This window comes from Flavobacterium sp., from assembly GCF_965277525.1.
In the GTDB taxonomy this organism is placed as follows: Bacteria; Bacteroidota; Bacteroidia; order Flavobacteriales; family Flavobacteriaceae; genus Flavobacterium.
In genome coordinates this window covers 899,436-911,828 of record NZ_CBDIDC010000002.1, presented here as the reverse complement: position 1 = coordinate 911,828, position 12,393 = coordinate 899,436, and the positions used below count along the sequence as shown (strand labels likewise).

General features: G+C 33.9%; 13 protein-coding genes. All 13 read right to left on the bottom strand.

The genetic code is table 11. The features are described 5' to 3' along the window. Positions 1 to 118: 118 nt before the first annotated feature. Positions 119 to 628, bottom strand: coding sequence for a hypothetical protein (locus ACQY44_RS05950; protein WP_428229479.1), 510 nt, complete (start codon positions 626 to 628; stop codon positions 119 to 121). A 65-nt stretch (positions 629 to 693) separates the two neighbouring features. Then, positions 694 to 996 (bottom strand): hypothetical protein, encoded by a 303-nt coding sequence (locus ACQY44_RS05945; RefSeq protein WP_428229478.1) that lies wholly within the window; start codon positions 994 to 996, stop codon positions 694 to 696. Between the two features lie 569 nt (positions 997 to 1,565). Continuing rightward, positions 1,566 to 2,087, bottom strand: a complete 522-nt coding sequence (locus ACQY44_RS05940) for a hypothetical protein (protein ID WP_428229477.1) — start codon at positions 2,085 to 2,087, stop codon at positions 1,566 to 1,568. Positions 2,088 to 2,091: 4 nt separating this feature from the next. Beyond that, positions 2,092 to 2,817: a hypothetical protein gene (locus ACQY44_RS05935; RefSeq protein ID WP_428229476.1), complete on the bottom strand. Its 726-nt coding sequence runs from the start codon at positions 2,815 to 2,817 to the stop codon at positions 2,092 to 2,094. Next, positions 2,807 to 2,959, bottom strand: a complete 153-nt coding sequence (locus ACQY44_RS05930; RefSeq protein ID WP_428229475.1) for an RHS repeat-associated core domain-containing protein — start codon at positions 2,957 to 2,959, stop codon at positions 2,807 to 2,809. Before ACQY44_RS05930 ends, ACQY44_RS05935 begins: the two co-directional genes overlap by 11 nt. 354 nt (positions 2,960 to 3,313) lie before the next feature. Continuing rightward, positions 3,314 to 3,601: a hypothetical protein gene (locus ACQY44_RS05925; RefSeq protein WP_428229474.1), complete on the bottom strand. Its 288-nt coding sequence runs from the start codon at positions 3,599 to 3,601 to the stop codon at positions 3,314 to 3,316. 337 nt (positions 3,602 to 3,938) lie between these two features. Further along, a complete protein-coding gene (locus ACQY44_RS05920) occupies positions 3,939 to 4,805 on the bottom strand; it encodes an IS3 family transposase (protein ID WP_428229473.1) in 867 nt (288 codons plus the stop codon). Next, positions 4,805 to 5,239, bottom strand: a complete 435-nt coding sequence (locus ACQY44_RS05915) for a transposase (protein ID WP_428229472.1) — start codon at positions 5,237 to 5,239, stop codon at positions 4,805 to 4,807. The genes ACQY44_RS05920 and ACQY44_RS05915 overlap by 1 nt, the downstream gene beginning before the upstream one ends. A gap of 305 nt (positions 5,240 to 5,544) precedes the next feature. Then, positions 5,545 to 6,204 carry a hypothetical protein gene (locus tag ACQY44_RS05910; RefSeq protein WP_428229471.1) on the bottom strand — a complete coding sequence of 220 codons (660 nt, stop codon included), beginning with the start codon at positions 6,202 to 6,204 and terminating at the stop codon, positions 5,545 to 5,547. Then, positions 6,191 to 7,588, bottom strand: coding sequence for an RHS repeat domain-containing protein (locus ACQY44_RS05905; RefSeq protein ID WP_428229470.1), 1,398 nt, complete (start codon positions 7,586 to 7,588; stop codon positions 6,191 to 6,193). The genes ACQY44_RS05910 and ACQY44_RS05905 overlap by 14 nt, the downstream gene beginning before the upstream one ends. Then, entirely contained in the window at positions 7,585 to 8,106 is a 522-nt protein-coding gene (locus tag ACQY44_RS05900; RefSeq protein ID WP_428229469.1) for a hypothetical protein, read from the bottom strand. The genes ACQY44_RS05905 and ACQY44_RS05900 overlap by 4 nt, the downstream gene beginning before the upstream one ends. An 89-nt stretch (positions 8,107 to 8,195) precedes the next feature. Next, entirely contained in the window at positions 8,196 to 8,741 is a 546-nt protein-coding gene (locus ACQY44_RS05895; RefSeq protein WP_428229468.1) for a hypothetical protein, read from the bottom strand. Position 8,742: 1 nt separating this feature from the next. Continuing rightward, the gene (locus ACQY44_RS05890) at positions 8,743 to 12,387 is read right to left on the bottom strand and encodes a DUF6443 domain-containing protein (RefSeq protein ID WP_428229467.1); all 3,645 of its coding nucleotides are present in this window, start codon (positions 12,385 to 12,387) and stop codon (positions 8,743 to 8,745) included. Between the last annotated feature and the right edge of the window lie 6 nt (positions 12,388 to 12,393).

The following is a 12,393-nucleotide window of genomic DNA, read 5'->3' as shown; positions in this document are numbered from 1 at the left end:
CGAAGGTTGTTTTAATTTCTTTGCGATATTACTATAAATCATTGATTATCTGCAAATGTTAGATGGAATAATTAACTACCAACATATCTGATACATTACCGGGTTAGTTTATCTTTAATTACTTTGCATACTCGATTAAATAATAATCTGAGTTTTTGATTTTTTTTTCTTTTCCAAAAATTTCATCAATTTCGTATTTAGCACTTTTATAACCTAATTCAACTGATTTTATCAAATGATACATCGCTAAGTTTTTTGTTTTTTTGTCTAAATCATTCAAAGATTTATTTTCAGATGACTCCACAAGTATAACATAAATATCAAAATGAGCTTGGGAATTATTATATTTATTTGCCATAATCAATGAATAATACAACAATTTTTTATAGTTTTCATTGATAATAAAATCTTGTGCTACAGAATTATATGCCATCTCGTCTCCTTTGCTAATAGCAAGACTTAGTAAACTATCACTCGCTTTTTTATTCTCAGTTATTTTTTCATGGTTTGGTCTTTCATCGTGGTCTTTCACTACTGAAGGTTTAATAATTGTAGATTCCTTTTTTTCATTACATGAAAAAATTAAAAAAGTTAAGCACACACTTAAATAAATAAATATATTTTTCATGTTTTTTATCTTGTTAATCCAGTTCTTATTTGAGACATCATTTTTACTGTTTGTAAATCTGTTTTTTACCCTACTTGTTTACCGTTGATAAAAGTTAAATAACCTCCATCATTTCTAAAATTATCAATTTTTGTAATTTGAGGAACACCATCTCTCCATCCATAATTCACAAAACCATCTGGAGCAACAACCATTAGCCCAGGAATAGTAGAAACCTTTTCAGCAAATGTGACAGTTCTCTTAACATGTTCTCCTGTACTATGAGATATATAGTCTTCCGATGCTATATTACATGCATAAAAATACAAGGTTATAAATTTACCATTTTTTCTAGCTTCTTTCCAAGCTTCACTTTTTTGTGACATCATTGCATCAAATTCCGCCGCAGTTGTAGCAATTTGTTTTTTTCCATTATCGTCATAATATTCAATACCTCTTGAACTAGCATGTCCAAATACGTTAAAAACCCCATCACCTTCTACATATTTGAAATCTTTTGGAACTCTATGAAAAGCAGAGTAAATTTCGCCTCAGCAAGGGGAAATGTAGAGCTATTTTAGGATTAAGTCTAATATGTAAACTTTTTTCAGGACGAGACTGGGTGCGTTCTTGCAGAAAAAACAGCCAATAATTCAAGATTATAAAACAATAAACCTCGCCGATTGGCGAGGTTTATTGTTTTTATTTCTTTGTCGATTCTCTTTGTGGGTGCGAAGTCAGGAGACATTCGCACAGCACTATAAGAACTCTTCGCACAGCTGGCAATAATAAAACAAAAAAGATGAGCATCACTGCTCATCTTAAAATTATTTATTTCTAAAATTTGCTCAATTTCAAAAGGTTAGAAATCTAAAATCTTATATCACTAACTTTGAAACACTACCCTAACTCTGAAACATTACCCATTAGCTAACATGTTCTATTATGATAACTTAAACTAATCTTTAATATACCAATTATTTTTATAATGCTTAAATACACTATAATTCTTTTTGATATTTTCTTCATCTGACTTCGTTTTTAGTCTTAATAAATAAGGATTCATATCAACAAAAAAAGGGTTTATTGATACAGAATTATCGTTATTAACACTTAAATATGGGAAATTATAAATTTTATATTTATTAATAATTTCTTTTATCTTAATATCTGTTAACGCTTGAAAGAGCTTTGAATTTTTATCATTCCCAACTTTAATTTGAGAAATTTTATTTGAAAAATTATCCACATAAACAAAATACAATACAGAGTCTATATTAGTTTCAGAGTCACTTATCATGTAAATGGTTTCACTGAAGTTTTTCTGCCGTATAATTATTCTATAATCTTTAAAAAAGCTAAAATCTTCAAATTCATATTTTAAAATAAAATTATCTATGTCGTTTTCGTCAACTTTATTATTTATACAACTACTAAAAAATATTAAAATCAGACAACAATTAATTATTTTTTTATACATATCATTATTTTTTTACAAAAAATTTAAAACCATACATTGCTGAATATGTAGCCCCCGAAAATATCGATCGTTGATCATCCTTGGAATCTAATTGTGGACTATATCCATTTGAACCGGGATTAAACAAACTATTTGCATGCGCGGCCATTTTTAAAGTGCTGTAATCAAATCCCAATGAATAACCCGTTGCAGTCCATAAAAAGTTGCCGAAATTCATCAAATTATGTGCGAGGCCATCTCCTCCTTTAGGTAGATATAAAGAATTTGCAGCATTATGATAAGTCGAGGATAATACTGAAAAAGTGTAATCGAAATTTTGACCTCCTTTACTTTTTTCATAAAAAGCCATCCAAGATCCATTTTCTGCTTTAAATCCTCCCTGTTGCTTAATCATATCACTTATTTGGGTTACGCTAACAAATTCAAGTTTACTAATAAAACCGTTCTTAATATTTTTAGGATCTTCTTTAGGATCTGCGAACCCATAACTTCTTCTTGCTCCAGTTTTTGAGTTTTCAACAATTAATCGATCTGGCTTATTATTCTTATCAGTCCTCACGTAATCCCCATTTTCATTAAATACATAATCATCAGGTGGAGTTCCACCTTCACTTCCACTATGACTCGCAATTGCCACATCAGCATCAACTTGTTTACCTGTATCTTTATTTTTATAAATTCCTTCGTCCCAATCATAATAGTTTCCAGATTGTCCAGCTTCAGCTTTCATACCGTCGGGGTCTATAAAAAAACACAGGATTGTCAAGTGCGTAAGTGTATGGAGAAAAACGCCTTGACATTTCCGCCAATGGATCAATATTCATCCACTTGCCCAAAGCAGGGTCATAATTTCTCGCTCCGTAATCGTACATGTTAAGCCCCAGCTCGTCTTGAAGCTCCTTGCCGTTGTACTTATACTTGTATTGTCCTGTGCGATATTTTCCTCGCCTGAGCGTTTATTTTTGCTTTCCTGCGAGCAAAAACTATTTTTTAAGAACGTACTTTTTCATTTTCTTATCTGCTCAAAAATAGTTTTTTTAATTTTCATTTGAAAAATAAAATTGATTGATTTTTCTGTCTTTTTTTTTATTTTCAATTGAAGAAAAAAAAACAATAATTAAAGATTATAAAACAAAAAACCTCGCGCATTGGCAAGGTGTTTTATTATTTTATTCTTTGTCGATTCTCCTTGTGGGTGCGAAGTCAGGAGACATTCGCACAGCACCTTATAAGAACTCTTCGCAGAGCGGGGTTGCAAAGGTGATTAGGGTTGGCAGATTCAGGTGGTTGTAGGTAATACTGGTGATATTTTTATTGTTGTCTTTGGTCATATTACCATTGGCATCATAGCTATAATCATCGACGCTGTTAGAGGCGCTGTCCACAAATCCGTTTGCTTTAGAAGCTGTTGGAGCGTTGTCGACTACTTTCATAAGCTGGTTGGCGGTATTGTTATTGGCATAGGTGTATAGCAGGGTCTTGTTTTTATTCTTTTTGTCGATACACTTGCGCATTGGCTTTTCAAGATCTTTTGTAGTAAAAACATACCAAAGCTATGTTACATAACGAGTTTATAGTTCTAGCGCTATCGCGCTGCACTATAAACTCGTTATGTAAAATATCCCCGTTTCTTTAAGACCTCTCCCAAAGCCGACGCTTCTGCCCTCGCACTCGGTAAGTTTTTTTATTTGTTCAGTCGCCACAAGGGCTATGCTTTTTTTTCTGCATAAATGCCCAGACATTTTTCCTTTCAATTGAACTTTATGGGGGCATTTTTGAAGAAAAACAAGCCAATAATTAAAGATTGACTAGTCCTAAATAATCGATAAAGATTTAGACAAATATATTTAATTAAACACCTGTAATATTTTTTATTGCGGGTGTTTTTCTTTTATAAGTTCTCATCTTTACTACACTTTGCTGATGCATTTGACTTGGAGTAAGCATATAATTAGAGTAATGTGGTCTTTTGTTATTATAAATATCAATTGCATTTTTTACTAAAACCTTCATTACATCAAGTTTTAGATTAAATTTATCAATACTAAATTCTTGTTTTAAAATTCCATTTATTCTCTCAGCTACTGCATTCTCATATGGATCGGAGTTTTGTGTCATACTACATTTTATATTGTTTTTATGTAATAGTTTTTGATATTGATCAGAACAATATTGTATTCCTCTATCAGAATGATGTATTAATGTTTTTCCTCTATCCCTGCGTTTTTTTATTGCATTTTTTAAAGCTGTTAAACTACTATGAGCATTCATATTATCTGCGACATTAAAACCCATTATTCTTTTAGAGTAAGCATCAGTTATTAGACTTAAATAACATGAATTCTCTCTTTTTCCAATATAGGTTATGTCTGATACCCAGACTTGCTCTGGCCTGCAGATTTGTAGCTCTAATATTTGATTTTGATGTTTTCTAAATCGATGATGAGAGTTTGTTGTTATATGATAAGAACGTTTTGGCATTATCAGTAAATGATTTGCTCTAAGTATATCTATAAATTTATCTCTGCCTATTTTAAGTTGATTCAACTCCCTTTTTAAAAGGTAATACAGTTTTCTTGCTCCTATTCGGGGCATTGTATTTCTAATTTCCAAAACCATATTAACAACTTCTGAAGCCAAAAGCTTCCTGGAGTTACTTTTTTTTACTCGACGATAATAAACCTGTCTGTCAATCCCGAACAAAGTACAGGCAAACATTATTGTTTGTTGGTGTTCTTTTTTAAAATGGTCGATTGTTCGGGTGGTGAGTTTTTTCGAATGTCGATTTGATATTCTTTTTCTGCTATATCAATCATCATATCGAAAATAATAGCTTTTTTATCAGCGACGAAAGCCTGCTGTTCTAAAAATGCTTTTTGTTTTTCTAATAACTTCACTTTGGCTTCAAGTTCCATTATTTTCTGTTCAGGAGATTTTTGCATAATAGAAGGTGTTTGATTGTCCCAATCAAAGTTACCAAATTTTCGAAGCCATTGAACGATTGTAGAACGGGATTGAATAGCATAATCTTTTTTAACTTGAGAAATTGAGGTTCTTCCTTGTTCTATTTCTTGAACAATTTGAAGTTTAAAAGACATACTGTAATCTTTCTGGGTGCGCTTAATATATCGCAATTCTTGATCTTTTTCCATAATGATACTTTTTGTGTATCGTTATTTCAGGACAAGACAGATTATAGAAACAAAAAACCTCGCCAGTTGGCGAGGTTTTTTGTTTCTATAATTTGTCGATTCTCTTTGTGGGTGCGAAGTCAGGAGACATTCGCACAGCACCTTATAAGAACTCTTCGCAGAGCGGGTGAAACATTCATAGTTGCCCCAACAAAAATTACATTCGAAAATTCTTCCATATCTGAGCGGGTATTAATATAAATATCTGATTTTCTGTAAATGTTAGATGCAATAATTAACCACCAACACATCTCATACATTACTCATTACCTTTTTATATAATATCTCTCAGTCTTAATATATTTATTTATTAATTTATCATAAGTTAATATATATAATTTCCTTCCTTTAATTAAATATTTATACGTTCCACTTTTTTCTAATACTGGTAATTCATTTCTACTTTCTAATCGAATTTTAAAAACATTGTCATTATTATTAGAAAAATTAATAATAGTATCTCTAATAAAATTTAATCCAACATCGTTAAATTCAATTTTTTTTAGTCTAGCAATATTTAGAATAGTATCATTACTTTTCGAAATATATTTTATACTATCATTTATCGTAACATTTGCAACAGGAGCTATAGAATCATTCGTTAGAATTGAAACTAAATTAATTTTTATTCCTTTAATTTGGCTATCAAAATGTGAAACTACAAATGGATTAACTAAACTATCAGTTTTAAACTTAACAATTAATGAATCTTTATCTATCAAATACTTCTCTTTCTGAATAACTGTACCTAACATATCTGAAGATGCTTTATAAATTAAATACTCACTATCTATTTCAATTTCTGATTTGTTTAAGCTTGAATTATTTTTACTATAATAATGTCCAACATAGTTGCTACTACAGCTATTTGTAAATATAGATAGAATTATAAAAATAATCTGAAATTTTATTTTATCGTTTTCCATTGTATGTAGTATTATTAATTCTAAATGCTTGTTGTTTTTGTTTAGCAAGATAATTTAAAGCTGCATTATTTGAATTCATCATTTGTCCATAACTGTAATTATGAATAGTAATTGGTCCCGTTTGTAAACCTCCATATAGCCCCTTACTCGATAAATCTGCAGGTGTATTAATATTTTCTCTTTGACCGAAAAGCTGACCTCTTTGATATCCTTCAACTTCATCAAACCCATCATGGAGAAAATTTACCACTGGTTTCCTGTCAAATGATAAACTAGTCTGACCAGTTTCAAATTGGAAAGCATGCTTTAATTCATGAGAAAAAAGACCTAAATCTGTACCTGAAGATACCGTAATAGTTACTCTATCATTTTGGGTCTTATAATACGTCTGATTTGTAATTGTTGAATTTCCTATTGCATCTCTTTCCGTACCAGAATTATCATTTTCTACATCATAAACTTGTGATGATGCTGCTAAAGTAGCTGTTTCACCTCTTGTTGCCTCCAATTCTTGGTTATTTGTCTGTAGGTTATTTATACTTTTATTCCATTTAGCTATTTGTTTTTCAGTTCCACCACCTGAAATTTTAGATTGATAATCAGCAATACTTTTATTATTTTTTCCTTGCCTAGAATTTATGTCTGCAATTAATCTATTAACCCATTTCCATGCACTTTCGGTGAATTCATTACCATCAATATCTAAATAAAGTACAGGATTATTTCCAGCGTAATGGTAAGGAGAAGATGAAAGATACTTTTCAGCCATATTATCAATATTCATCCAACGTCCAAGTGCAGGGTCATAATTACGTGCTCCATAATCGTAGAAGTTAAGCCCCAGTTCGTCTTGTAACTCTTTTCCATTGTATTTATACTTGTTCTCAGCGCCAATTATAACAGTATTATCTCCTTTATGTTTTAATCCAAAAGGATAATAGTTATTTTCTTCCTGAATGACCAAGTTTTTGTCATAACTCAAACGAATGTTACCCAAATGATCTTTGTATTGGTAAACATATTTATAAGAACTTCCGGAGGGTTCTATATAACCTTCGGCTGTTGGGAAAAATTTCAATGTTGCATTTTCATACTGGTAACCGCCCAGATAATCTGTTGTAATGGCCGGTCTTGCTGTTTCATTTACAATTTTCTGTACTTTTTGCCCACTTGCATTGTAAATGTACACAATATTTCCTGTGGTTGCAAAGGTGATCAGGGTTGGCAGATTCAGATGGTTGTAGGTAATACTGGTGATATTTTTATTGTTGTCTTTGGTCATATTACCATTGGCATCATAGCTATAATCATCGACGCTGTTAGAGGCGCTGTCCACAAATCCGTTTGCTTTAGAAGCTGTTGGAGCATTGTCGACTACTTTCATAAGCTGGTTGGCGGTATTGTTATTCGCATAGGTGTATAGCAGGAAACAACTCCTTTTCCGATTGCAGCCGCGATTTTTTTTGCAATAGCTTTATCTAAACTTGTGTATAATTTACGAGCAATCCAGCCTGAATTTTTAGCAGCGGTAACTTTTCCTGGTCCACCAATTGGAATCGTCATCATTTCAAGCATTCCTGACTGATATTCTTTTGATGCTTCAACTATAATATCCATTGATTTAGTGAAAAAATCGCTGTCAATATTTTGCTGTTCGGCTGCTTCACTACTTTTTGGTATAGTAAAAATTGATTTAAGTAAATTCCAAAGACTACTAGTAGTTGGAGGGTCTGGATTACTTCCCTGATTAGCACTTCCTTGTTCGGTGTCACCTGATTCACCACTATTCACAGTTGCTCCATTACTACCTGAAAAAGTTCCATCATCATTGTTTGTCCACTTTGTCTCACTATCTGCATTTGATTTTTTCATTAAATCATCTGTAAATGCTTTAGAAATCATTCCATCAGGATCAATAAAATAAATAGGATTATTAAGAGCATATGTATACGGGCTAAACCTACGAGATTTCTCAGCCAGCGGGTGTAATACTATTTAAACTTAATGGTTTTAAAAGATTCAACTAAAATTTCTTGCTCTTCTTTATTTAAGTTTTTACCTATAATCGATAATGCATTATTATTAATTTTATTAAAATAAATTCCTGTTTCACCTCGCTTATATTTTTTTGGAATTTTTATTTTTGCAACTTTTTTGTCGATAGTGTCATAATAATAATACTCTTTTAAAAAAGTTCCTTGCGCTTGGTCAATTTCTGGAGTATCAGAATAGTGAAGCTCATTAGTATTCATTTTTAAAGAATCATATTTTCGAATCTGTTCTTTACTAAACACCTTATTTGTTTCATTAAACTCTTGGGAATAATGTCCCAAATCAAAATATATTGAATCATTGTTTTGAGTTACAATTATATTAACGTTCGAATCGATTCCTTTTACTTTAATTTTTTTCCAACTTGAAGGAAGAAACATAGAAAAGCCATCGAAACTGAACTCTTGGAAATTAACCTTCTGATTACAGCTAAAAAATAATAAAGATATAATCATATATTTTAAAAATATTTGTCTTTTTTTCATTTTACCATGTTATATTATTACTACTTACAAAACTATTTACCTGAGACTTGATACCACTTTTGTAACTATTGTTTACACTTGATTGGCGATAAGTACCATTACCCGTTGATTGTGATATTTGACCTGCTCCTCCATTAATTATTTCTCCTCTTTCTTTTTGGCTTGTACTTAATGAACCATTTACACTTGGGTTCATTAAACCACCATTTTTATGAGATAAACCTAATAGATGTCCAATTTCATGTGTTGCAGCCTCATTAAAAGTCTTATTGGCAATTGTGCCTTTCTCTACTGCACTTACTCTTCCTCCCTTCTCAGCTAAACCAACAGGGTCAGTACCATCCTTCATCTTTGGAATGTTATCTGCTAAAATCATCACATGTTCATCTTTCCCAACATCTGCTAAAGAATTAACAACTTTATATGTTACTGATACAGTTAGGTTATCAGAAGTTGTAATATCAGTATTTCTATCATCTGATTGTGCATTCCCAGATAAGGATGATAAACTTACATTTCCAGATGACTTATTGAACATTGTTTTTGATAAGTCTACACCATTTTTATTCACAACTGTTAAAGTCATGGTCATATTGACATCTCTTTGTTTATAATGTTTGTCCCCTCTTGTATTTGAAACTTTTGTTATAATATCATTTGGGTCTTTTGCTTCCATTCCATCGGGGTCAATGAAAAATACTGGATTGTCCAGAGCATATGTATAAGGATTGAATCTACGGCTTTTTTCTGCCAGCGGGTCAATGTTCATCCATCGACCTAATCCAGGATCATAATTTCTCGCTCCATAGTCGTAAAAGTTAAGCCCCAGTTCGTCTTGCAGCTCTTTTCCGTTGTATTTATACTTATTCTCAGCGCCAATTATAACAGTATTATATCCTTTATGTTTTAATCCAAAAGGATAATAGTTATTTTCTTCCTGAATGACCAAGTTTTTGTCATAACTCAAACGAATGTTACCCAAATGATCTTTGTACTGGTATACATATTTATAAGAACTTCCGGAGGATTCTATATAACCTTCGGCTGTTGGGAAAAATTTCAATGTTGCATTTTCATACTGGTAACCGCCCAGATAATCTGTTGTAATGGCCGGTCTTGCTGCTTCATTTATAATTTTCTGTACTTTTTGTCCGGCAGCATTGTAAATGTACACAATATTTCCTGTGGTTGCAAAGGTGATCAGGGTTGGCAGATTCAGGTGGTTGTAGGTAATACTGGTGATATTTTTATTGTTGTCTTTGGTCATATTACCATTGGCATCATAGCTATAATCATCGACGCTGTTAGAGGCGCTGTCCACAAATCCGTTTGCTTTAGAAGCTGTTGGAGCATTGTCGACTACTTTCATAAGCTGGTTGGCGGTATTGTTATTGGCATAGGTGTATAGCAGGTCATCAATTTGTGTGGCTGTCTCACTGCTTCCGTTACGGGTAAGACCTGTAATGTTTCCGTTTTTATCGTACCATAAATTTTCATTAAAAGCGTTGGTTGTTATGGCTGCTTTTCTGAATATTGCTTCTTTTAACCTATTGAGGTTGTCGTATTTGTAACCGTAGGAGCGTATTACACCGGCTTCCGGACCGGAGTTGGTTGCCCAATAGGTCTCGGAGATGTTTCCGTTATATAAGGGCTGTACACCTGCAGAGGCTGTATTGTAATTGATCTTAAAGGCGAACAAATCTACAGGGTCCCCATTTTGGCTCAGGGCATTTACATTATTGATGTCCTTAAGCCATCCGCGAACATTATAGCTATAATTGATGTTCTGGATATTGTTTCCTACTTTTTTAGAAATGAGCTGCCCCAGTTCGTCATACGTATTATTGGCTATGAGCTCAATGGCCCCATTGTTTATCTGATGGGTTTGGGTCATCAAACGATCCTGTGGAGAATAGGTAAAAGTATCTTTTGTCATTAGCTCAGCATCACCGGAGGTTCTTTTGTGCCTGGTAATACTGTATTGCAACTGTCCTGAAAAAGGATCCAGATTACTATCAGTATAGGTATAACCTCCCAGATAGTTTTGAGTAAAGGAGCGAACAGGTCTTGCCTTCGCCTCATAAAAAGTGGCTGTGGTTTCTCCCGCTGTGCTGCCACTTGTGGTCAGTACCCTTGTCCAGGAAGCTGTTGCCAGGCCTTTTACCTGATCTGTGGTTAACGTGGCCTGTCCCTCTACACTAGTAGGTACAGTAATACCTGCAGCCGGAAAAGTATAGTTGTCATAATAATTCACAGAAAGAAGTCTAAAAGAAGTAGGCGCCACTACATTGCTGTAATACGCTGCAATACCATCAAGTGTTCCGTTGGTTTGTTTACTTTCGTTAAGTACAGTCAGGGCAGGATTGTTCTGGGCAGCCTGCAATGCTGCTCTTCCTGTGGCGGTAGCAGCGGTAGCATTCATCCAGCCGGTATATACCGGACGGTTAAAAGCGTCGTACTTGGTAATAAGCCATCCCGTAGCTGTGATATCCGAGAAAGGGGAACTGGCAGGCCCTGCGGCTACAGGCCTGTCCAGTTTATCATAGACAATAAACTCCCATTGTTTTCCCGGTAGTTTTTTCTCTACAAGCCTGTTGCGGTAATCGTATTTGTATTGATAGCATAGAATATCCAAAACCCCTTGTGTTCCGTTATCGATAAGGGCGCTAAAAGTACTTCCTGCCTGAGCATGGAATCCGTCTTTTAGTACAATAGAATTGGTGGCCGTCAGATTAAGTGAAAGACCCGGGGTAACCACTGCTGTTGAGGTCAGATCGGCCTGAATAGTTGTTGTAGTCCCAATAAGGTCTACTGCTTTAGGAGGAATAACATAGGTTAGGTTTCCATAAATATCGTAAACATAATAGGTATCGTGTTTTTCGTTGGTAGTTCCTTTTTCTACAGTACCGTAGGTTCTTTTCAGTATCACCTGTCCTTCCTTGTTTTTAAATTCTACTGTCGATCCTTTAAGTTCAGATAATGGAGTGATTGTATTTTCATCATAAGTTACGGTTTTGTAAAGCTGGTTGACACCATAATAACCGCTGTTTGTAAACGAAATAGCATACAATCCGGAACCCGCATCCCAAGTCGCAGTAGCCGTGAATAGTTTTACTTCTTCGACGCCATTGGTCTGGTAGTCTATTTTTATCTCATGGTCAAGTCCCAATCTCCAGTCATTTCCCGGAGCTGCCTGTTTCAGGACACGGTTAAGAGGTGAAGCTTCAAGCTCTTTTTGGCTAAAAGGGAACGAAGTGGTTTCAAAAGTAGGATTTCCGGTAACAAGAGGGTTGGTGCTTGTGTAATAAGACATAACATTTACCTCTGCCGAAGGATCAAAAGCCATGTTAGTATTGGAGGATTTAAACGGCAGGTATTCCTGGGTCTGTCTTCCAAAACCGTCATATTTGATGTGTGTAACGATATCATTTCCCGATTTAGACTGCTGTCCGGCAACTTGCTGGATGGGTCTTCCGAGTCCGTCAAAATAAGTCGTGCTTTGGGCCGCCTGAGACGGTGTAGGATTAAGGATTGCAGCAGGGCTTGCTACTTTATAGGTGGTGGTTTTAATGTAATTTTCGGTTTGGGTCTGTCCAATTGCCAAAATTGGAAATAAAACCAAAAGGAGTTTGATTAATTTTTTCATGATGCT